At 68.2% G+C, this 22,156-nt stretch carries 21 protein-coding genes; 15 read left to right on the top strand and 6 right to left on the bottom strand.

The genetic code is table 11. From position 1 onward, the window contains the following. The first annotated feature begins 58 nt into the window (after positions 1-58). From AC3ENX_RS03370 to AC3ENX_RS03355, 4 genes are read left to right on the top strand one after another with little or no spacing between them, the layout of a single operon-like run. The gene (locus AC3ENX_RS03370; RefSeq protein ID WP_434810446.1) at positions 59-1,396 is read left to right on the top strand and encodes a class I SAM-dependent RNA methyltransferase; all 1,338 of its coding nucleotides are present in this window, start codon (positions 59-61) and stop codon (positions 1,394-1,396) included. A gap of 9 nt (positions 1,397-1,405) precedes the next feature. Then, positions 1,406-2,059, top strand: a complete 654-nt coding sequence (locus tag AC3ENX_RS03365) for a response regulator transcription factor (RefSeq protein WP_434810445.1) — start codon at positions 1,406-1,408, stop codon at positions 2,057-2,059. Further along, entirely contained in the window at positions 2,049-3,275 is a 1,227-nt protein-coding gene (locus AC3ENX_RS03360; protein ID WP_434810444.1) for a sensor histidine kinase, read from the top strand. The genes AC3ENX_RS03365 and AC3ENX_RS03360 overlap by 11 nt, the downstream gene beginning before the upstream one ends. Continuing rightward, positions 3,272-4,303: a hypothetical protein gene (locus tag AC3ENX_RS03355; RefSeq protein WP_434810443.1), complete on the top strand. Its 1,032-nt coding sequence runs from the start codon at positions 3,272-3,274 to the stop codon at positions 4,301-4,303. Before AC3ENX_RS03360 ends, AC3ENX_RS03355 begins: the two co-directional genes overlap by 4 nt. 233 nt (positions 4,304-4,536) lie before the next feature. Here AC3ENX_RS03355 and AC3ENX_RS03350 read toward each other — a convergent pair whose 3' ends face one another. Beyond that, the gene (locus AC3ENX_RS03350) at positions 4,537-4,758 is read right to left on the bottom strand and encodes an acyl-CoA carboxylase subunit epsilon (RefSeq protein ID WP_434810442.1); all 222 of its coding nucleotides are present in this window, start codon (positions 4,756-4,758) and stop codon (positions 4,537-4,539) included. Continuing rightward, entirely contained in the window at positions 4,755-6,374 is a 1,620-nt protein-coding gene (locus AC3ENX_RS03345) for an acyl-CoA carboxylase subunit beta (protein ID WP_434810809.1), read from the bottom strand. The genes AC3ENX_RS03350 and AC3ENX_RS03345 overlap by 4 nt, the downstream gene beginning before the upstream one ends. A 103-nt stretch (positions 6,375-6,477) precedes the next feature. Here AC3ENX_RS03345 and AC3ENX_RS03340 point away from each other — a divergent pair, with 103 nt between their 5' ends. The 11 genes from AC3ENX_RS03340 to AC3ENX_RS03290 all read left to right on the top strand — a co-directional run bounded on the left by AC3ENX_RS03340 (position 6,478) and on the right by AC3ENX_RS03290 (position 18,019). Next, positions 6,478-7,257, top strand: coding sequence for a biotin--[acetyl-CoA-carboxylase] ligase (locus AC3ENX_RS03340; RefSeq protein WP_434810441.1), 780 nt, complete (start codon positions 6,478-6,480; stop codon positions 7,255-7,257). A 65-nt stretch (positions 7,258-7,322) separates the two neighbouring features. Next, positions 7,323-7,877, top strand: a complete 555-nt coding sequence (locus AC3ENX_RS03335) for a PH domain-containing protein (RefSeq protein WP_434810440.1) — start codon at positions 7,323-7,325, stop codon at positions 7,875-7,877. 59 nt (positions 7,878-7,936) lie between these two features. Then, on the top strand, positions 7,937-9,064 hold the full coding sequence (locus AC3ENX_RS03330; protein ID WP_434810439.1) for a 5-(carboxyamino)imidazole ribonucleotide synthase: 1,128 nt from the start codon (positions 7,937-7,939) through the stop codon (positions 9,062-9,064). Between the two features lie 120 nt (positions 9,065-9,184). Further along, the gene (purE, locus tag AC3ENX_RS03325) at positions 9,185-9,652 is read left to right on the top strand and encodes a 5-(carboxyamino)imidazole ribonucleotide mutase (RefSeq protein ID WP_434810808.1); all 468 of its coding nucleotides are present in this window, start codon (positions 9,185-9,187) and stop codon (positions 9,650-9,652) included. A 124-nt stretch (positions 9,653-9,776) separates the two neighbouring features. Next, a complete protein-coding gene (locus AC3ENX_RS03320) occupies positions 9,777-11,105 on the top strand; it encodes an LCP family protein (RefSeq protein ID WP_434810438.1) in 1,329 nt (442 codons plus the stop codon). Positions 11,106-11,127: 22 nt separating this feature from the next. Then, positions 11,128-12,243, top strand: a complete 1,116-nt coding sequence (locus tag AC3ENX_RS03315; protein WP_434810437.1) for a glycosyltransferase — start codon at positions 11,128-11,130, stop codon at positions 12,241-12,243. A gap of 80 nt (positions 12,244-12,323) precedes the next feature. Continuing rightward, positions 12,324-14,291, top strand: a complete 1,968-nt coding sequence (locus tag AC3ENX_RS03310) for an SH3 domain-containing protein (RefSeq protein ID WP_434810436.1) — start codon at positions 12,324-12,326, stop codon at positions 14,289-14,291. 79 nt (positions 14,292-14,370) lie between these two features. Next, entirely contained in the window at positions 14,371-15,237 is an 867-nt protein-coding gene (locus tag AC3ENX_RS03305) for an ABC transporter permease (protein WP_434810435.1), read from the top strand. Positions 15,238-15,242: 5 nt separating this feature from the next. Then, a complete protein-coding gene (locus AC3ENX_RS03300) occupies positions 15,243-15,992 on the top strand; it encodes an ABC transporter ATP-binding protein (RefSeq protein WP_434810434.1) in 750 nt (249 codons plus the stop codon). A 73-nt stretch (positions 15,993-16,065) separates the two neighbouring features. Continuing rightward, positions 16,066-16,506 (top strand): glycosyltransferase family 2 protein, encoded by a 441-nt coding sequence (locus AC3ENX_RS03295; RefSeq protein WP_434810433.1) that lies wholly within the window; start codon positions 16,066-16,068, stop codon positions 16,504-16,506. Positions 16,507-16,525: 19 nt separating this feature from the next. Further along, positions 16,526-18,019, top strand: a complete 1,494-nt coding sequence (locus tag AC3ENX_RS03290) for a glycosyltransferase family 2 protein (RefSeq protein WP_434810432.1) — start codon at positions 16,526-16,528, stop codon at positions 18,017-18,019. On the opposite strand, the gene AC3ENX_RS03285 is transcribed toward AC3ENX_RS03290, so the two are convergent. The 4 genes from AC3ENX_RS03285 to AC3ENX_RS03270 are packed head-to-tail and all read right to left on the bottom strand — an operon-like array spanning position 18,016 to position 22,066. Beyond that, positions 18,016-19,080 carry an NAD-dependent epimerase/dehydratase family protein gene (locus AC3ENX_RS03285; protein ID WP_434810431.1) on the bottom strand — a complete coding sequence of 355 codons (1,065 nt, stop codon included), beginning with the start codon at positions 19,078-19,080 and terminating at the stop codon, positions 18,016-18,018. The genes AC3ENX_RS03290 and AC3ENX_RS03285 overlap by 4 nt on opposite strands. A 7-nt stretch (positions 19,081-19,087) precedes the next feature. Further along, on the bottom strand, positions 19,088-19,798 hold the full coding sequence (locus AC3ENX_RS03280; RefSeq protein WP_434810430.1) for an IspD/TarI family cytidylyltransferase: 711 nt from the start codon (positions 19,796-19,798) through the stop codon (positions 19,088-19,090). A gap of 28 nt (positions 19,799-19,826) precedes the next feature. Beyond that, complete coding sequence (locus AC3ENX_RS03275; protein WP_434810429.1) at positions 19,827-21,128, bottom strand: polysaccharide pyruvyl transferase family protein; 1,302 nt, start codon at positions 21,126-21,128, stop codon at positions 19,827-19,829. Further along, positions 21,125-22,066, bottom strand: a complete 942-nt coding sequence (locus tag AC3ENX_RS03270; RefSeq protein WP_434810428.1) for a LicD family protein — start codon at positions 22,064-22,066, stop codon at positions 21,125-21,127. The genes AC3ENX_RS03275 and AC3ENX_RS03270 overlap by 4 nt, the downstream gene beginning before the upstream one ends. Positions 22,067-22,156 lie beyond the last annotated feature (90 nt).

Here is a 22,156-nt window from a genome sequence, read left to right as displayed (position 1 = left end):
GCTAGCCGTGTCGCGGCGACCGTGCGGATCTGAGCCCTGCCCGTGCGATCCTCGAAGGATGAGTTCCGCGGCCTCCGGCGACCTGATCGATCTCGACGTGACCGACGTCGCCCACGGCGGCGTGTTCGTCGGGCGCCACGAAGGACGGGTCGTCTTCGTCCCAGACGCGGTCCCCGGCGAACGGGTGCGGGTACGGCTGACGGACACGCGCAAGTCGTCGTTCTGGCGGGGGGACGTGCTCGAGGTGCTCGACGCCTCCCCGCACCGGCGGGCCCACGTGTGGGGCGCTGCCGACATCTCGCGCGCGCCCGACCAGCGTGCCGGGGGCGCCGATTTCGGTCACATCGACCTTGCGCACCAGCGCGATCTGAAGCAGCGCGTCGTCGTCGACGCACTCACACGGATCGGTCGCCTCGACCTGCCGGTGACCATCGAGGCCGCGCATGGGGCCCGCGGCGCCGATGGTGTGGTCACCGCGGAAGAAGCCGCAGACGGCACGGGTTGGCGCACGCGCGTGAGCCTGCACGTGGACGATGCCGGGCGGATCGGGCCGTACTCGGCGCGCAGCCACCGCGTCATCGCCGTCGACGACCTGCCGCTGGCGACGTCTGCGATCGAAGACGCGGCGCAGCGCCCCCGCTCGGCGCAGGCCGGGCGGCTCGATCTCGTCCAGCCCGCCGACGGGCGCGTCCGGGTGCTCGTGCGGCCGGACGCCGGTCGCGGCCCGCGTCGCGGCGGCCGCGGAGTCGATGAACCCGCAGCGCCTGAAGTGGTCGTGGAGACGGTCGCCGGACGGGACTTCACCGTCGACGTCGGCGGGTTCTGGCAGGTGCACCGACTCGCCGCGCAGACGCTCACCGATGCGGTCGTCGACGCCGTCGCCGGCGCACTCGACCCCGACGGCCACCACCTCGACCTCTACGGCGGTGTCGGGCTGCTCGCGGCGGCCGTGGCGGGCGTCGCGGGCCCTGGGGTGCGCATCACGAGCATCGAGTCGGATCCCCGCGCCACCGAGCACGCCGGCGAGAACCTCGTCGACTGGGTGGGAGCGCGCGCCGAGACCGCGCGCGTCGACCGCTGGCTCGCGGCTGCGCCCGACGCGATCGGTGCAGCGCAACGCGAACGCATCTCACGCGGTGTCGTCGTCCTCGATCCGCCGCGGGCCGGGGCCGGACGCGAGGTCGTCGACGGCATCGCGGCGCTCGACCCGGCGCGTGTCGTGTACGTCGCGTGCGACCCCGTCGCGCTCGCGCGCGACCTCGCGACGTTCGCCGGTCACGGCTATCGCGCCGCGGCCGTTCGCGCGTTCGACCTGTTCCCGCACTCCCACCACGTCGAGGCCGTCGCGGTGCTCGATCGCGACACGGGAGGGTCGTCCGGCGAGCGTGCTCGCTAGGCTGTGCCCATGACGAGAGTCGCGCTGATCGACGACCACGAGTCCGTGCGGCTCGGCCTCGAGGCCGCGTGCGAACGCGCAGGCAAGCAGGTGGTGTTCTCGGGAAGCTCCGTCACCGCCTATGTCGACTGGCGCACGTTCGCCAATGCGCTCCCGGCCGACGTCGTCGTGCTCGATCTCACGCTCGGCGACGGTACGACCGTCACCGAGAACGTCACCAGGCTCGTGCGCGACGGTTCGTCCGTCATCATCCACAGTGTCGCCGACCGTCCCGCGGCCGTTCGTGAGGCGCTCGCGGCGGGCGCAGCCGGCATCGTCAGCAAGTCCTCGCGCATCGACGAGGTCATCGCTGCGGTGCGCACCGTGGCGCGCGGGGACCACCTCGACAACGTCGAGTGGGCCAGTGCCGTCGAGGGCGATCGTGCCTTCGCCGACGCCCAACTCTCCGCGCGTGAGCGAGACGTGCTGCGCCTGTATGCAGCAGGTCTGCCGCTGAAGATGGTCGCCGACCGCCTCGGCATCGCCTATTCCACCGCGAAAGAGAACATCACGCGGGTGCGTGTGAAGTACGTCGAGGTCGGGCGCCCCGCGCCGACGAAGGTCGATCTGCTGCGACGCGCGATGGAGGACGGGCTCGTCGACGAGGAACCCGGTGAGCGCTGAGGCACGTCACCGCGACAGCGACGGTCGGCCCAGCGCGCTGGACGTCGGCTCCGAGACGTTCACACGCGCGCGCATCGAGCGCATCCTGAGTCTCGTCGTGGGCTTCGGCTGCACGATCCTGGGGGCGCAGGCCTTTCTCAACGCCCTCGCCAGTGAGCAGGAAGCCCCGGGATGGCAGCCCTGGCTCAACATCGGCGTGTTCGCGCCCCTCGGCATCATGCTGCTGGCCTGCTTCGTGGGCCGATGGGTCAAGACCACGACACGGATCTTCGCACTCGTCTACCCGCTCGCCCTGCTGCTGTGGCCGGCAGCGACCGCCGGGCAGTTCGAAACGGCTGCGGGCGAACCGTGGGTCTGGTACCTCATCAACGTCGCGACCTCGGCGTCCGTGCTCGCCTTCGCATTGCCGCTGCAGATGGTGTGGGCCGCCGCCATGCCGGTCATGTACGGCGTCGTCAGACTGATGCAGCTGGGGTTTCCCAGCGACCGGCTCATTCTCGTGATCCTCGACGTCGTGTTCGCGATCATCCTCGCCGGCGTCGTGCTCGCGCTCGGGTGGATGCTGCGCACCGTCGCGCTCGACATGGACCGCACCCGGGCCGAGGCGGTGCGCTCGTACGCCGCGGCGGCCGCAGCGGAGGCCGCCGAGCGCGAGCGCATCGCCGTCGCCGCCCTCATGCACGACAGCGTGCTGGCCGCGCTCATCTCGGCCGAACGTGCCGTCACGCCGCGCGAACGGACCCTGGCCGTGTCGATGGCGCGCGAAGCGCTCACGCGGCTCGCCAACGCCGACCAGGACTCGGGGGAGGGTTCCGACGAGCCGGTCGCTCCCGTGCAGCTCGCCGCTGCGCTTGAACGCGCGATCCGTGAGGTCGGAGCGGCCGTCCCCGTCGACGCCGATATCGAGTCCGATGCCCCCCCTGTTCCGGGTCGCGTCGCCCGTGCGTTGGTGCTGGCGAGCGTGCAGGCCGTCTCGAACGCCCGACAGCACGCCGACGGTGCGGGGCTGGCCATCGCCTTCCGCGCGCACGGTGAGGCGGTCGAGATCCGCGTCGCCGACACCGGTCCCGGGTTCGACCCCGATGTGGTGCCGGAGGACCGGCTGGGCATCCGCGGCTCGATCGTCGCGCGGATGGCAGCGGTCGGCGGCTCGGCAGCGGTCGCCAGCGGCGAGGGCGGCACCACGGTGACGCTCGGATGGCGGGGTGTGTCGTGACCGTCGCCGTCCGCTCGGTGCTCTCCGGGCTCGCCGTCGCCTTCACCGCCTATCTCGCGGTCGGCGGATTGCTGTGGACCGACGGTGTCGACAACCCGCTCATCATGGTCGCGGCCCTCGCGCTGTACCTCGTCGTGACGTGGCTGTGCGTCTTCTGGAACGCGACCCCGTCCGAGGCGCTCGCAGAAGGCGCACGCCGCACCGTCCTGCCCGCGTGGGCCGCCGTCCTGGCGCTCGTGACCGCGGTGCTCGTGCCCAACGCGACGTGGTTCGCCGCGGGCCCGGACGTCCGGCTGCTGTCCTACGCGACCTGGAGTCTCGGCGGCATCAGCGCGCTGATGGCGATCGTCATGGTGCGCGGCCGACCGTGGGTCGCGTGGAGCGGCGTCATCATCGTCACGATCGAGGCGTCGCTGTGGATCGGGGTCCCGAGCGCCCTCGCCCTCGGCGCCACCGGCGCCGTCGTGTGGGTCGGCGTCGCGCAGCTGCTGACATGGCTCATGGATCGCGCCGCACGCGACACCGCCGAGTTGACGGGGCTGCAGCGCGCGGCATCCGAATGGCTCGCGACGCAGGACGGGCGGCGCCGCGAGCGCCGGGTGCAGGTGCAGCGTGCCCTCGCAGTGGCAGGCCCGGTGCTCATCCGTACGATCGAATCCGGTGGGATGCTCGAGGCCACCGACCGCACCCGGGCCGTGCTCGCGGAGGGGCGGCTGCGCGATGAGCTGCGCGGCCCGCGCCTGCTCGACGACGCCGTGCGCACCCAACTCGAGGCGGCGCGACTGCGCGGGTCGAACGTGACGATGCTCGACGAGGGCGGCCTCGACGGCATGCCCGAGGACGCGCTGCATGAGATCCGCACACGCCTGGCCGAAGCGCTCGAAGAGGCCGCTTCGGAGCGCCTCTACATCCGCACCTCGCCCCACCCCGAGATCGCGGTGACGGTCGTCGGGCGATCGCGACCCGTCGACGACCCCGACGGCGAAGAGGTCGTCGACCTGTGGGCTGAGATCCACCGCCCGAAATGACAGAAGGCCTTCTTTCGAAGGCCTTCTGAAGAAGAGGAGGTGAGGGGCGGCGAAGCCGCCCGCCCCTCACCAACGCGAGCGGTTACCCGAAAACCTGCCCGCATGGCCAGAAGATGCTCTCAAGGAGACTTCCGGCCGAACGCAGAAGCGTTCCAGCAAGACCATTCTCGCCGAGGTGCAACAACCCCGTCTGTAGGTATTTTGGGGGACATTCTGCGGCGGGATTCCGGCCCTCAGCCGCTGAAACGTCCCCAACCGATGTCGCGCCGCAGCGGGGCGCGCAACGCCCGCGCCGAAACGTCCCAGGCGCGAACCTGCGTGGCGTCGTCGGCGAGCGTCATCGCGGCCTCGCGTTCGTACGCCTCGGTGACGACGGCGATGACCGCGGCGAGCTCCTCGGGGGTCGGCTCTCCGCGCCGCACATCGATGCGCAGCGGTCCGTCGGCGTCGGTCATAGCGGGATGTTACCGTGCTTCTTCGCCGGCAGGCTCGCCCGCTTCCCGCGCAGCGCGCGCAGCGCCTTCGCGATCGCGACGCGCGTCTGCGCCGGCTCGATGATGCCGTCGAGTTCGCCGCGTTCGGCCGCCAGGAACGGCGACGCGACGTTGTAGGTGTACTCGTTCGCGAGGCGCGTGCGCACGGCCGCGACATCTTCGCCGGCCTCCTCGGCCTTCTTGATCTCACCGCGGTAGAGGATGTTGACCGCGCCCTGCCCGCCCATGACGGCGATCTCGGCGGTCGGCCACGCGAGGTTGACGTCTGCGCCGAGCTGCTTCGAGCCCATCACGATGTAGGCGCCGCCGTACGCCTTGCGCAGGATGACGGTGACCAGGGGCACGGTGGCCTCGGCGTACGCGTAGAGCAGCTTCGCGCCGCGGCGGATGACGCCGGTCCACTCCTGATCGGTACCAGGGAGGTATCCGGGCACGTCGACGAGGGTCACGATCGGGATCGAGAACGCGTCGCAGAACCGCACGAACCGGCTCGCCTTCTCGCCGGCCTCGATGTTGAGGGTGCCCGCCATCTGCGACGGCTGGTTCGCGATGATGCCGACCGTGCGACCTTCGATGCGCCCGAAGCCGATGACGATGTTCGGCGCGAACAGCGGCTGCACTTCGAGAAAATCGCCGCTGTCGACGATGTGGCCGATGACCTGGTGGATGTCGTAGGGCTGGTTGGGGGAGTCGGGGATGATCGTGTTGAGCACGCGGTCGCTGTCAGTGGTCTCCCACTCGAACTCGTTCTCGTAGCCGGGCAGCTCCGACATGTTGTTGTCGGGCAGGTAGCCGACCATCGTGCGGACGTAGTCGATCGCATCGTCCTCGTCCTCGGCGAGGTAGTGGGCGACACCCGAGCGGGTGTTGTGCGTGTGCGCCCCGCCGAGTTCTTCCATGCCGACGTCCTCGCCGGTGACCGTCTTGATGACGTCGGGGCCGGTCACGAACATCTGGCTGGTCTTGTCGACCATCACGACGAAGTCGGTGAGCGCGGGGGAGTAGACCGCGCCGCCGGCGGCGGGCCCCATGATGATGGAGATCTGCGGGATGACTCCGGATGCCGCGGTGTTCAGGCGGAAGATCTCGCCGTACTTGCCGAGGGCGACCACGCCCTCCTGGATGCGGGCGCCGCCCGAGTCGAGCATGCCGATGATGGGGATGCCGCTGCGAAGGGCGAACTCCATCACCTTGATGATCTTGTCGCCGGCGACCTCGCCGAGGGAGCCGCCGAAGGTCGTGAAGTCCTGGGCGTACACGGCGACGGTGCGGCCGTGGATGGTGCCGATGCCGGTGACGACCGAGTCGCCGTAGGGGCGGGAGCGATCCATGCCGAACGCCGAGGTGCGGTGGCGCACGTACTCGTCGAGTTCGACGAAGCTGCCCGGGTCGACCAGCAACTCGATGCGCTCGCGGGCGGTGAGCTTGCCCTTCGCATGCTGCTTCTGCACCGACACCGCCTCGGCATCGACGACCGCCTCCTGATACCGGGCGCGGAGGTCGGCGATCTTGCCGGCGGTCGTGGACATGTCAGGCTGCTCGGTCACGCGTTCCACCCTAGCGAGCAGGATCGGCATCCTGTTGGAGTACGCGCACAACGCGCGGGCGCATCCGATGTGCGAATCCGCGAAGCCGTCGGCGGGCCAGAACGCCGATGCGCGGCCCGCGTAGGGTGGCGGCATGTCGCTCCCCGAAGCCGGATTCCCGCTCGCCGCCGCCGTGTCGCCGCGGCTGCATCTGATCGAGACGGTCGACTCGACCAACGCGAAACTGCTGCACGACGCCGCAGCCGCGCCGCAGGACCACCCGCACCTGTCGGTCGTGCTCACGCGCGACCAGCGCGCCGGCCGCGGCCGCCTGGACCGCACCTGGACCGCGCCGCCGGGAACCGCGCTGGCGATCTCGGTGCTGCTTCGGGTGGAGGACGTCCCGACCCACGAGCGAGGGTGGATCCCGCTCCTGGCCGGCGAAGCGATGAGCCGCGCCGTCGCGGCGCAGGCGCCGGACATCGAGGTGGGGCTGAAGTGGCCCAACGACGTGCTCGTCGAAGGCCGCAAGATCAGCGGCATCCTGGCTGAGGTGCTGCCGGCCGACCCGTTCGCCGTGATCGTCGGCGCAGGGGTGAACACGTCGATGACGAGCGCCGACCTTCCTGTGCCGACGGCGACCTCGTTCGAAGCCTTGGGGCGGGTCGTCGATGAGGACCGCCTCGTCGCCGACTACCTCGAAGGGCTGCGCGACGGTGTCGCCGCGCTCGCCGCGACGCTCACCGCGCCCGCCGTGAAAGAGGCCGTGCGCGCGGCGTGCACGACGCTCGGTCGCGTCGTGACGGTGAGTCTTCCCGACGGGTCGGTGCTCGCGGGCACGGCGGAGCGGATCGACGACGACGGGAGACTCGTCGTGGTCGCCGAAGGCGTCGAGGCTGTCGTCGCGGCGGGCGACGTCGTGCACGTGCGCTGACCGCGTCGGCGTCGTGTCGGGCGCGCCGCCGAGGCGGCACCGGGGGCGCGCGCCATGATGGAGCTGTGACGCAGCCCACCTCGTTCTCGGGACGCCCGGCCGCCCCGGCGCCCGGGGCGCCCACGGCCGAGCTGCGGGTGGCGCGCCTGCGACCGCACGCGCGGAGGCTGTTCTGGTCGGCGCTCGTGCTCATCGCCGTCGCCGGAACCGTCGGATTCTTCACAGGCAATCTGCCCGAGCCGTTCGAGGACTGGATGCTGTGGGCGGCCGGTGCCGCCCTGGTCCTGGTACTCGTGATCGTCCCGTGGCTGCGCTGGTTGAACCACACGTACACGATCACGACCAGACGCGTCATCGAGCAGTCCGGCGTGTTCGGCCGCAACCGTCGCGAGATCGGACATGCCCGCGGGTACACCATCTCGGAGCGCCGCGGTCCGGTCCAACGCATGGTCGGTGCGGGCACGCTGACCCTCTCCAGCGGTGTGGATGCGCCGTTCCGCCTCGTCGATGTGCCCGGTGTCCGGCTCGTGCACGAAGTCCTCGCGGATCAGGTCGAGGTCAGCCAGATCCTCGCGCATCGCGATTCGCACGGCATCCCCGTCGTCCCCGACGAAGACTGATCGTCCACGCGCGCCGCGTCGGTGCGAGAGGATGGGTGGGTTCAACGAAAGGGTGCCCCATGTCTCTGCGCGTCGGAATCGTCGGTGGCGGCCAGCTGGCCCGCATGATGATCGCTCCCGCCGTCGAACTCGGCGTCGAGGTGTCGGTCCTGGCAGAACAGCCCGGCATGGCCGCCGAACTCGCCGCGAGCGCCGTCGGCGACTACCGTGACGCCGCGACCGTGCTCGCGTTCGCGAAGAACGTCGACGTCGTCACCTTCGACCACGAGCACGTGCCGCAGGAGGTGCTGCGCGCCCTCGTGGATGCCGGGATCGCCGTCCATCCCGGTCCCGACGCGCTGCGCTTCGCGCAGGACAAGCTCGAGATGCGTGCGCGCCTGGCCGAGCTCGGCATGCCGCAGCCCGACTGGGCCGCGATCTCGGATGCCGCCGGCCTGCAGTCCTTCCTCGATGCCCACGGCGGGCGCGCGGTCGTCAAAACCCCTCGCGGCGGCTACGACGGCAAGGGCGTGCGGGTCGTGTCGACCACAGACGAAGCCGCCGATTGGATCGGCGCCCTCGACGACGGTGCGCAGCTGCTCGTCGAAGAACTCGTCGACTTCACGCGCGAACTCGCCCAGCAGGTCGCGCGCCGCCCCTCGGGCGAGGTCGCCGTTTACCCCGTCGTCGAGACGGTGCAGCGAGACGGCGTGTGCGCAGAGGTGATCGCGCCGGCGCCGCACGCGGGCGCGCGCCTCGGTCGCGTCGCAGCGGGGATCGGCACGACGATCGCCGAGGGGCTGGGAGTGACCGGCATGCTCGCCGTCGAACTCTTCGAAACCGCCGACGAGCGCCTGCTCGTCAACGAGCTCGCGATGCGGCCGCACAACAGCGGGCACTGGAGCCAGGACGGCGCGGTCACCGGGCAGTTCGAGCAGCACGTGCGCGCGGTGCTCGATCTGCCGCTCGGCGACACGGCTCCGCGTGCGGCGTGGGCGACGATGATCAACATCCTCGGTGGGCCCGCGACGGACTCGCTGCAGAGCAGATTCGCGGCGGTGCTCGCCGAGCATCCGTCCGTCAAGGTGCACACGTACGGCAAGGCGCCGCGACCGGGGCGCAAGGTCGGTCATGTCAACGCGTGGGGCGAGGACCTCGATAGCGTCGTGTACGAGGCGCGAGCGGCAGCAGCCTTCTTCGAGGACTGAGACACGCCCCCGGCGGCACGAAGCGCCGTGCCGTTGCGGGGAGTTTCCAGGCGAGCGCCCTAGCCTTGTCGGGTGACCCGCCCCCTCCACTCGTCCGAGACGCCGCTCGTCGGCGTCGTCATGGGATCCGACTCGGACTGGCGGGTGATGAGCGACGCGTCGCAGATCCTGACCGACTTCGGTATTCCGCACGAGGTCGAGGTCGTCTCCGCGCACCGCACCCCCGACAAGCTGCTCAGCTACGGGCGTGAAGCGCGGGCCCGTGGGCTGCGCGCGATCATCGCCGGCGCCGGCGGTGCCGCGCATCTTCCCGGCATGCTCGCCTCCCTGACGGCGCTTCCCGTCATCGGCGTCCCGGTGCAGCTCGCGACGCTCGACGGCATGGATTCGCTGCTGAGCATCGTGCAGATGCCCGCCGGCATCCCGGTCGCCACGGTTTCGATCAACGGCGCCCGCAACGCCGGCCTGCTCGCCACCCGCATTCTCGGCGCCTCCGACGAATCGATCGGTGACCGCGTCGAGGCGTACGCACGTGAACTCGAAGCGCAGGTGGAGGAGAAGAACCGCCGGCTGAAGGACTCCCTGTGAGCGTTGCGGCGGTCACGCGATGAGCGTGATGAGCCCAGCGCGCCCGCAGTCGTCGAACTCGCGCGGCGTCGCGATCGCCGGCACCCAGCCGTTGCGATACCCCGATGCGTCGTCGAAGGCGGTCATGACCCGCCGCGGCTGGTGGCTCGTCGTCGCCGGCTTCCTCCTGCCCGGCTCCGCCCAACTGCTCGCCGGCAACCGACGGCTCGGTCGCATCGGCGTCGTGGCGACGCTCGCCGGCTGGATCGCGATCCTGTTCGCCGTGCTGCTCGCGCTCATGTGGCGACCCATGCTCATCACACTCGCCGCCAACTGGTGGGTGCTCCTGGCGTTGCAGCTCGTGCTGCTCGCGTACGCGGCGCTGTGGGTCGTGCTCGCGATCGACACGCTGCGGCTCGTGCGGCTCGTCCGCACCGGGCCACGTGCCCGCATCGGCATCGCAGCCCTCGCGGTCGTCCTCACGGCGCTGCCGAGCGGAATCGCGGTCTACGGGGCGCAGTCGGTGGTCGCCCCCGCGCGCGACGGACTGGCGATCTTCGGATCGGGTGCGTCCGTGCCGCCCTCCGATGGCTACTACAACTTCCTCCTGCTCGGTGCCGACAGCGGCGAGGGCCGCGACCACATGCTCTTCGACAGCATCTCGGTCGTCTCGGTCAACGCCGACACCGGTGCCGTGTCGATCTTCGGCATCCCGCGCGACATGCGTGACGTGCCCTTCTCGGAAGGGCCCATGCAGGAGCTCTACCCGAACGGCCACGAGGGTCACGCCGACCCGGCCTGCGGGTGGGACAACAAGATCAATCAGCTCAACACCGAGGTCGGCCTGTGCCGTGACGGTGAAGCGCTGTATCCGGATGCCGCGGCCCGTGGCTCTTCGCCGGGCATCGAGGCGACGCGCGATGCAGCCGAAGGCGTGCTCGGCATCGAGATCCCGTACTTCGTCTTCATCGACATGGACGGATTCGCCGCCCTCATCGACGCCCTCGGCGGTGTCGACATCACGGTGTCCGAGCGCATTCCGACCGGTGCGCTCCACGAGAACGAAGACGGCACGCTGTCGGGCATCACCGGATGGATCGAGGCCGGCGAACAGCACATGGACGGCGACACCGCGCAGTGGTACGCGCGTTCGCGGTACACGACGAGCGACTGGGACCGCATGAAGCGGCAGCGACAGTTGCAAGAGGCGATGCTCGCGCAGTTCACGCCCACCAATGTGCTTTCCCGCTTCCAGGACATCCTCTCGGCAGGTTCGGAGGTCGTGCAGACCGACATTCCGACCGACATGCTCCCGTATCTGACCGAACTCGCGGTCAAGGCGAAGGAGCAGGAGGTCACGAGCGTCGAATTGACCCTCGAGAACGGCATCGACCCCGACGCGCCCGACTTCGCGTACATCCAGGAACTCGTGAACGACACGCTGCACCCGGCCACGCCGACCCCGACGCCATGACCGACCGTCGTAGGCTCGACGCATGACGGCGACGCTGCGCCTCGTGCTCGACCAACTGGTCGATCCGACCGAACCCGACCTCGGGCAGGCGACGCGTGAGCTCGCCCGTGCCCTGACGGCGACCGCACCGGCGGGCTGCGATGTCGAAGGCCTTGTGTCGGCCGCACCCGATGCGCGCGCGGCCGCGGGCCGGGCCGCGCCCGACCTCGCCGAGGTCACGGCGTTGGGGCTGCGGCGTCGCGAACTCGCCGCCGCATGGCAGATGGGTGTCACCGCCGGCGCGGCGGGCGGCATGATCCATTCGCCGTCGCTGCTGGCCCCCCTCGTGCGTCATGACCGCATCCATGACCACGATCAGACGGTGGTCACGGTCTGGGACCTGCGCGCCTGGGAGTCGCCCGATGAGCTCGGCAGGACCGCGGCGATGTGGCAGCGGGCGATGCTCAAGCGTGCAGCCCGCTTCGCGGACGCCATCGTCGTGCCCACGCACGCCACGGCGCGGGCGCTCGCCGAGCGCGCCGCACTCGGTGACCGCATCCGCGTCATTCCCGGCGCCGCGCCGCAGGGATTCCGTGTGCCCTCCGACGACGTCGGCAGGCGACGCGATCTGCGGCTTCCCGACGGGTACGTGCTCATCGCAGCGGCTCGCCCCGCCGACCTCGTCGACGCGTTCCGCGCGGTGGCCCAGACACGGGCCGACACCCCGGTGGTCGTGCTCGACATCGCAGCAGGCGAAGAGCCCGCCGTCATGGCGGCGGCGACATCGGCCGGGCTCCCGGAGCACGCGGTGCACGTACGAGGGTTTGTCGACCAGCACGATCGCGGTGCGGTGTTGGGAGCGGCATTGGTCGTGCTGGCCCCCGACACTCGCACGTCCTTCCCGTGGCGGGTGCTCGAGGCGATGGCGGTGGGCGTGCCGATCGTCGCCGTCTCATCGCCCGTGCATGACGAGATCGTCGTCGACGGGGGAGTGCTGGCCGACGCCGCCGATCCGGGTGCCCTCGGCGACGCGCTGGCGACGGCGTTGGGGTCGACGGCGGCCGTCGAGCGGCTCGCCGTGCTCGCGGCCGATCGTGGGCGCGCCTTCACCTGGCTCGGGGCCGCCGAGCGGGTCTGGCAACTGCACGCCGACCTCTGAGAACACCCGAATCGGCGTGTCGCGCGTCGCTTCCTGAGCCTCGGCTGGTAAAAACCCTCGACTTCAGTAACACTGTTCACATGCTTCACAGTCTCGAGGGCGCCACGACGCGTACCCGCACCGTCGTCGCCGTGCTCCTCGTGGCCCTTGTGGCCGGAATGATGGCAGCGCTCACGCCGCCCGCGCAGGCGCGCGCGGCCGAGCTGCCGGCCTCGATCCTCGAGGGCGGATTCATCATCAGCGACGCGGAGTTCTTCGACGGCGACACGATGACCGCGGCGCAGATCCAGACGTTCCTCAATGGCAAGGTTCCTGCCTGCAAGGCGAGCACGGGACCGACCTGCCTGAAGAACATCAAGGTGAACCTTCCGGCCAAAGCGGCGGACTCGTACTGCAAGGCCGTCGCACGTCGCGACAATGCGACAGCCGCCCAGGTGATCCAGGCGGTCGCCGCCGCCTGTGGGGTCAACCCCAAGGTCATCCTCGTCATGTTGCAGAAGGAACAGGGGCTCGTCACCGCGACCGCGCCCAGCAACTGGGCGTATCAGCACGCGATGGGAATGAACTGCCCCGACACCGCGCCGTGCGATTCGGCGTCGGCCGGGTTCGTGAACCAGGTCTACCTGGGCGCGCGACAGCAGCAGGTGTACGCGAAGAACCCCACGCGGTACAGCTACCGCGCCGGACAGGTCAACACCATCAAGTGGCACCCGAACAGTTCGTGCGGCACCTCGAAGGTGTTCATCCAGAACCAGGCCACCGCGAACCTGTACATCTACACGCCCTACCGCGCCAACGTCGCCGCGCTCGCCGCAGGCTATGGCACCGGAGACAGTTGCTCGGCGTACGGCAACCGCAACTTCTACAACTACTACGTCGCGTGGTTCGAGCCCGACGCATCGGCATCGGCTGGGGCACCGGCGCAGATTCCGGCATGCACCGTGCCCGCGTCAGCCGACATCGTCAAGCTCAGCGGCTCCGCCACCGTGACGGCCACCTCGACGACGGCGCGCACGGCACCGACCCTCGTGTGCGGCACCGGCTCGATCAGCCTGACGAAGGGCAAGACGCTCACGGTCACCGGCTCGTACGGCGCGTGGATCCGCGGCACATACTCCGGCAAGACGGTCTGGGTATCGGCATCCGCGTTGTCGACCAACACGTCGGGTTCCGGCGCATCGAGCGACCCGTGCGCGGCGCCTGCGGAGTCGAGTGTGACGAAGGCGTCGGGCTACGCCAAGGTCACGACCGGCACGCTCAACGCACGCAAAGCGCCGACGACGGCATGCGAGACCGGCAAGGTGCAGGTGAAGGAAGGGCAGGTCTTCGCACGCACCGGCATCTACGGCGACTGGTGGCGGCTGACGATCAACGGTGCGACCTACTGGTCGCATAGCGACTACCTCGACGTCGCACCGACACCTACACCGACACCGACACCCACGCCGACGCCGATACCGGACCCCGAACCGGCTGACGAGACGAAGACGGTCACGCCCGGCACACGAATGGTGACGGTTGCAACGACGATGCGCTCGACGGCGGCTCACTCCGCGGCCGCCGTGACCGAGGTGTCGAAGGGGGCGCGGGTGCTCGTGACCGCGATGCAGCCCGGGTGGCGGTACGTCCACGTCGGTTCGAGCGAGGGCTGGGTGCCGTACCGGTCTCTCGCCTATGTGCCGCGCAACCTCAACGTGCTGATGGGTGTCACCGCCAACCTCAATCTCCGAACCGCCGCCTCGACGAAGGGGAAGGTCGTCGCGGTCCTCCCCCCGGGACGCAACGTGGTCGTCGAAGCGAGCAGTGGTAACTGGCGCCTCGTGCGCACCGGATCGCTGCGTGGTTGGGTGAATCGCTCGTACCTCGAGTACATGACGGCCAAGACCACGGTCGCGGTGAACCTGCGCTCGAAGGCTACGACATCGAGCTCGGTGCGCATGGTGGTGCCCAAGGGGGCGACGGTCACGCTGCTGCAGCGGTCAGGCGGTTGGCTCAAGGTGAAGGCCGGTTCGCGCATCGGTTGGATCGCGTCCAAATACCTGAACTGAACGGCCTCCCAGGCGACGCTCGATTACTATGGGCGATGGCCTGACTGCCTGTCAGCGTCGCACCCGAGAAAGAGGCCGCGTGAGCGCACTCCCAGCCGACCTGAGCGAGTACGACGTCCCCGGGAGGGGGCGTGGAATCCTCGACGTCTTCCGGCGTCGCTACCTGCTCAAGATCCTTGTGCAGAAGGGCAATGCGCTCCGCTATCGCAACTCGGCGCTCGGTTGGCTGTGGTCGTACGTGCGACCGACGGTGCAGTTCTTCGTGTACTTCTTCGTCGTGGGGCACGTGCTCGGCCAGAACAGTCGGGTCGAGGACTACCCGTTGTACTTGTTCAGCGGCATCGTCGTTGTGAACCTCTTCAACGAATCCTTCGGCTTCGCGACCCGCTCGATCGTTTCCAACAAGTCGCTCGTCCGCAAGATCTACCTGCCCCGTGAGCTGTTCCCGATCTCGGCGGTCATCGGATCGTTCATTCACTTCCTGCCGCAACTCGTGATCCTGTTGATCGTCGCAGTGGCCTTCGGATGGGTCCCGACTGTCATGTCCGTCGTCGGGATCGTGTGCGCACTCCTGCTGATCCTCGCGTTCAGCACGGGGATCGGGCTGCTCGCGTCGGCAATCAACGTGCGGTTCCGTGACGCGCAGAACTTCGTGGAGATCGTCCGGACGATCGCCACCTGGTCGGCGCCCGTGCTCTACACCTGGGTGATCCTGGACGGCATGGTGCCGTTCTGGTTCTTCGGCGCATGGGCATCGAGTCCGCTCACCGTTGCGGTGGAGATCTTCCACCAGTCGATCTGGGCGCCGACCGTGACCGAGAACATTGGTCTGCCACCGCAATTCCCGATCTTCGCCGGGGCGGCAGTCGCGCTGTCGATCCTCTCGCTGATCATCGGACAGCTCGTCTTCCGCGCTTTCGAGCGCTCGTTCGCCCAGGACCTGTGAGCTCGATGACCACTGAAAACACACCTCTGCCGCGCCCGAGCATCATTGTCGACCACGTCACGAAAGAGTTCCGCAAGCGCAAGACACGCTCGCTGAAAGATCTCCTCATCTCGGTGGTCCGACGCACGTCGGGGGGCGCGCAGTTCTTCCGAGCGCTCCACGACGTGAGCTTCACGATCGCGGAAGGCGAGTCCGTGGCCATCATCGGCTACAACGGATCGGGCAAGTCCACGACGCTGAAGCTGATCTCGGGGGTCCTCGAACCGGACGAGGGCAATGTGTACACCCGAGGACGAGTCGCGGGGCTCATTGAGGTCGGTGCGGGGTTCCACCCAGATCTGACAGGGCGCGAGAACGTCTTCCTGAACGCCGCGATCTTGGGCATGAGTCGCGAAGAGACCGAGGCGCGCTTCGACGAAATCGTCGCGTTCAGTGAAATCGGCGACTTCATCGACCAGGAAGTCTCGCACTACTCCTCGGGCATGTTCATGCGGCTGGCGTTCTCCGTCGCGATCCACGTCGAACTCGACATACTCCTCGTCGACGAAGTCCTCGCCGTCGGCGATGCACCCTTCCGGCGCAAGTGCGTCGAGAAGATCAAGGAGCTCACGGCGAGCGGGGTCACCATGGTCGTCGTCAGTCACAGCAAGGGCATGGTCAAGTCGCTCTGCCAGCGTGGGATCGTGATCAACAAGGGTGCCGTGATCTTCGACGGTCCGATCGACGAAGCGCTGACCCACGTCGAGACGAAATGATCCGCGTCGTGCGGCGTGAGCGGCGCGCCGACCATGCGCGAGACCTCCGACTGACCCGCTGCGAGGGCTGAACGTGCGCAGCGTCTCCGTCGTGATCCCGACGTACCGGACGCCCATCTCGGGGTTGCAGCGGCTCGTCGCGTCGCTTGACCGCCAGACCATGCCCAGCGAGGACTTCGAGGTGATCTTCGTTGACGACGGGTCGCCCGACGACACCCACGCGCGACTGCTGGCGGTACAGCGGTCGAGGCCGAATGTGCGCGTCGAGCGCATCGAGAACTCCGGGTGGCCGTCGAAGCCCCGCAATGTCGGGGTTGAGCTGGCAGAGGGCGCGTACATCGCCTTCGCCGACCACGACGACGAGTTCTATCCCGATGCGCTGCGAGCCGCCCACGCGCTGGCCGTCGCCAACGACGCCGATGTGGTCGTCGGCAAGGAGTCGCGGACTGAGACGCCCTCCTGGGGGTTGGGACGCTTCCAAACGCGACGAGCCGCAGGCGATCGGCAATCGTGACCGGCACCCCCTCATCCCGATGAACCCGCACAAGCTGTACCGGCGCAGACTTCTCCTGGAGCACGGCATCCGCTTTCCAGAGGGTGGCAGAGTCATGTGGGAGGACATCTTCTTCAATGTGGAAGTCGCCCGTCACGCGGCGGTGATCTCGACCTTGTCGTCGACGCCGTACTACCACTGGGTCAACACGGCGGGCAGCGGCTCCACGACGTTCGTCAAGTCGCGGGCGGATTATTGGGGCGGCCTGCACCGCGTCTGTGAGGCCATCCAGACGGTGCTCGCCGGTGACGAGCACCGTCTTCAGCGCGAACAGCTGCTGTACCACCAGTACGCGCAACGCATTCTCGGCGCCTTCGACACGAAGTTCCTGACCAGAGACGCACGCGACCGAGCGGTCATCTTCGAGGGGGCGCGCGCACTCCAGGAACACTTCTGCTTCGAGCGGTTCGACGTCGAACTGAGCAGATCGCAGCTCCTGCGTGCCCGGGTGCTCCGCCACGGTGATCTGTCGCTGATGGAGCGCGCCTGCAGGGAGGACGTGCGGACGCCCGGCACGGGCCGCGCGAGCGCTCTGCGCTGGGTGAACGGCGTTCTGCGCGTCGAAGCGGATGTCGAGTGGACAGACGGCAGCGGCCGGCTCTCGACCATCGAGCGCACCGGGGCCCGCCTGCGCAAGATCGTCTCGCCCGAGGTTCGCGCGATCGCAGGCGACGATCCGCTGGACGTCACAGACGAGGTGGCTGCCGCGCATGTCGGCTTCGTGGTGCACTCGCGCCGTTCGAGCGTCGCCTGGAGCATTCCGGCCGACTTCCAGCTGCAGGTGGAGGACACGGACGGGGGAGCCGTACGGGTCCATGCGACCGCTGCAGGCGAGATCGACCCCGACCATGCGGCGATGGGGCGTGCGTTGACACCTGCCACGCCATGGAAGGTGCAGGTTCGAGCGGAGATCGGGAGCGCGCACGCGCAGCGCGGCTTGAAGTCCGACGTTCCGGCAACGATCTCGATGCGCCCGGATCGGTTGGACTTCGCCTTCTCAAGCGGTGGTGTCGCGTCGCTTGTGGTCGGCGATCCCGATCTCGCGGTCCGCCACCTGCAGCCTGCCGGCGCGCGGACGATCGACGGTGGCCTCCTCGAGGTGGTGCTGCATGGAAGCCACGACGGCACGGGAACGCTGGACGTGGTCGTCGGCCGCGGCAGACGGGGGTTGCGCGTTGTGCCATTCGAGGGCATGCCGGCTCAACTGCGCGTCGAGGCCGGCCTGGCGACGTTGCGGTTCGCCGCGACGGCATCGACCATCCATGTTCGGATCGGGGACCGCGCCGACGGAGGGCGGCGCTGGTGGACGATCATCGTGCGGTCGGGGCGGGCCCGGTTGGTTCCGGGTCGTGCCGCCGGGGTCTCGCGTGGACGACGCGCGTCCGAAAGCCTGCGTCAGCGCGTGCGCCTGACGGTGAACCGCACGCGGCGTGTCGTGCGCCGCTTCGCGAGGCGTCTGCCCGGGCGGGGCTAGAGACTGAGGCGTCCGCCCGACTCGCGCAGCACCGCCAGCATGCGATCGACACCGTGTTGGAGGTCGAAGGCGGGCTTCCAGCCGAGGGACTCCAACTTGTCGGACGCAAGCGACGAATTGTCCATCAGATTGTGCACGCCCGCGGTCGCGTCCGCGGGGACGTCGAAGCGAAGGGCCACGCCTCCGGCATGCGCGACGGCCTCGGCGAGTTCGCGGACCGTGCAGATCGAGTGCGGGTTGGAGATGTTGTACGCGTTCGCGCTGTCTCCGTCCAGGAGCACCGTCAGGATCGCCGACGCGCAATCGAGCGTGTAGCAGTACGAACGCAGCTGTGCGCCGGCGCTCTTGAGTACCACATCCTCGCCGGCCAGCGCCTTTCGGGTGACATCGGCGGAGACGCGATTATCCGCGTCGCGGATGGACGGGCCATAGATGTGACCGGGCCTGACGATGACGGAGTCGATGCCGTACTCCATGCCGTAGGCGACACACAGCGATTCGCCCGCCCGTTTGGACGAGGGGTATCCGGCACGCTGATGGAGGATGTCGAGGTATCCGAAATCCTGTTCGGCGTACGGCTGCGTACCGTCCTTCTGCCCGTAGACCTCGCTCGAGGACACGTACAGGACCCGTTTGGCGGCCGCGGCACGGGCAACATCGAACATGGCCGACAGGCCGACGATGTTCGCGAGCATCGTCTCGACGGGATGCTGCATGTACAGCGCGGGGTTCGCGTTACTGGCCCCGTGGATGATGAAGTCCACTTCGATCGACTGCGCGGCCGGATCGTTGGACGTGGCGTCGTATTGCACGAACACGAAACGCTTGTCGGCCGCGAATCCGCCGAATCGGCGGTTCGCATCCGCCTCGCTGCGCCCGGCGACGAACACCGTGATGTCGGCGTCGAATTCGCGGTTCAGGAACAGCAGCAGGTCGACGACCGCCGAGCAGATCATGCCGGTGGCTCCGGTCACCAGAATGCGCGAACCGCGGAGTCGGTCGACGTTCGGGATACTCGCTGACGCCGTGCGCAGATCTTCCCAGTAGGTGCCGCTGCTCATCCGACGATCAACCAGCCGCGATCCGAGCGTCGAGAATCGACTCGAAGATGTAGAGGTCGTCCATCGTCGTGATCTTCAGATTCTGCTCCGAGCCGGCCGAGAAGTAGACGGTCTCGCCGAGCTCGTGCATGAGGACGCAGGATGCGGCGGTGTCGCCGATGCCGCGTTCGGCGGCCTGCTCGTGTGCCCACATGAGCTTGCCGAGGGTGTACGAGTGGGGTGTCTGCGTGCGGAAGAGCTGCTCGCGGGGGATCGACACGGTTGAGGATACTCCGCTGTCGTCGCTGCGGAAGACCGCCTCGACGCATGGAATCGCCGCGACGGCGCTGCCGTTCGCTTTGAACTCGGCGATGTTGTCCGAGATGATCTCTGACGAGACGAGACAACGGTTGCCGTCGTGGATCATCACGATGTCATCGTCGGTGGAACCGGCCTCACGGATCTTCGACAGCCCGTTGTGGATCGACTCCTGACCGGTCGACCCGCCGGGGACGATGGCTTGCAGTTTGGTGATGCCGTACTGCTTGGCGTATGCGGTGACGACGTCGATCCACGAGGGGAGCGTGACCACGACGATCGCGTCGATCGCAGGATGGTCCTGGAACGCCTGCATCGTGTACACGATCAGCGGTTTGTTCTTCACGTGCATGAACTGCTTCGGGATGTCCTGCTTCATGCGGGACCCTGTGCCTGCGGCCGTGAGAAGTGCGGTGATCATGCGGTGCTCCTGGAATCGATCGGTGTACTCAGTGTGCGGCTGCGAGGATGCGAGGCAGGTAATCTTCGACGCTTTCCAGCGCCTTCTCCTTCATGGCTGACAGTTTGTCGTCATCGATGCCTTCAGACTTCGCCTTCTCCATGGCGTCGACAATGTAGCGGGGGCTGAAGTCCTTCTGGCGGATGGCGCGCTCGGGGTAGCCGATGATCTCCATCAACTTCTCGACCTTGTCGTTCCACGACAGGATGACGGAGGGGACGCCCATCGTGAAGGCCGCGATGGATGAGTGCATGCGGCACGTGATGATCGCTTCGTAGCCGTTGATGGTGTCGACCAGGACCTCGTCGTCGACAGGTCGCTCGACGAGGTAGGAGTCCGGCAGTCGCAACTTCTTCAGCACGCGCCTGCCGAGCGCGACGTCGCCGGGCAGTCCGTTCGTGAAGAACTCGAACTCGTATCCGCGGTCGCGCAGTTCGGTCGCGATTCCGGCGAAGAGGGCGGTCCATTCCTTCGACCCGAACTCGACGCCGTACCCCTGGAGGGAGTTGCCGCGAATGAGGCCGATGCCGATCTTCTTCCGCTCGATCGAGGTGTCGATTCCGTACGCCTCCTTCATCCAGAAGGCGGAGTCGGCGAGCAGCTTCACCCGGTGGCCGGGGCCGGCGCACGCCTGCACCTCGGTCACGTTGTCTCGCGCTGAGACGTAGGTGACGGCCGAGGAGCGGATCGCGCGCTTGAGGATCGTGCTTCCGAAGTCGCGCTCGTCGAACGCGCCGGCGCGACCGATCGCGTTGTAGACGACCTCGAGCCCGTGACGCTCGGCGTACTCGCTGATCAGCAGCAACGACCAGTGGTACTCGTTGTAGCTGTATTCGAGCAGTCCGGCACCGTCGATCACGATGTAGTCGACGCCGTTGAGCTTGACGTCGAAGTAGCTCGAGAGTCGCTTGCGGTAGTTGCGTCCGTACTTCCAGATCAGGTGCCGAGCGCGGCTGATGAGGTTCTGCGCGGCCTTGCTCTTGGCCTTGCGTCCTCGGCGCTGCAGATTCAGGAAGAGCTTCTCGGTGAGGCGCCCCTTCTCGCTGTACTGGTAGTAGTTGCGCAGTCGCCGCTCGCGCGCATCGGGGATCTCGAAGATCGTGTCGTTGCGCCCCAGCAGGTCGACCTCGACATACTCGACGTCGACCGGCGGCTGCGCGTTCTCGAGCCCGACAGCGATCAGATGTTCGAGGCTGCGCGCGATGAACATCTCGCCGAGGTTCTCGCTCTTCACGAGCCCGCACATGGCGATCTTCACGGTCTTGTGCGCTTCGTTCGTCGACACGGTCACTCCAGCTCGTCCTGCATCTCGTCATCGTCGGTGATCGCGGCGTCGCCGCCCTCGACGCGCTCATCGAGCACGCGCGGCTTCTCGCCGGGCCCGTACGGGAAGAAGGTGACGAAGTCGTGGCGCGGGATCCGCTTGTGGACGGGGAGCCACTCCATGTAGTTCGCCCCGTACAGCTGGCGGAGGTAGGTGTCGTACCCCGCGGGAGCGGCCAGGTCGTGGCCCTCGAAGGGGAGGCGGATGACCGGGGCGTATTCGCTCTTGACGACGCGTTCCTCGGTCGTGTGGACGTTGGTCATCATGACGCCGATGTGGTCGGCATCCTCGAACGGAATAGAGGTCGCGTGCTCGATCACCTTGTCGAACAATGGGCGAACGCCGATCGAGCGGTAGATGCGCGAGGCGACCCGGTTGCGAAGGATGCGATACGGATTGCGGCCCCGGTACTTGCGCACGTTGCGCGCGTGACGGACACGATCCTTGCGGCGCCGGATCTCGTCGTAGTGCTCGCGGTTCAGTTCGGGGGTGTCCGGAAGGCCCTCGATCGGGAAGATGTCGAGGAAGATCGGATAGACCTTCCCACCGATCCCGCCCTTCGTGCGCTTGGCGATGAGGATCCGCTCGGAGTACAGCTTCCAGTGATAAGCGAAGTAACGCTGGGATTCGTTGGGCGGCATGAGCTCGAAGTCGCCGATGCGTCCGCCCGACAGTTCCATGAGCTTCTCGCAGTCAGAACGCGGCATGTTGACATCGACGTCGTCGTCCCAGGGGATGAATCCATTGTGGCGCACGGCACCGAGCAGGGTTCCTCCGGAGAGGTAGTAGGTGAGACCGTGCGTCTCGCAGAACTTGTCGAACTCGATCAGGAGGTCGAGCATGGCTGCTTTGTGGTCCGCGTCGGTCGCGAGATCCTTCAGGTCGCTGTAGTCGTAATCCCGCATTCGCCTGCGTGTCTCCTTAGGTGGCTTTCGCTTCTTCCCGGGGGCACCGGTGGTCGTTCTGCGACGGCGGCGGTCCGTCGAACGAAGACC

The organism is Microbacterium sp. bgisy189 (assembly GCF_057707225.1).
The sequence above is the reverse complement of the archived record's forward strand: the minus strand, read 5'-3'. Positions and strand labels throughout refer to the sequence as shown.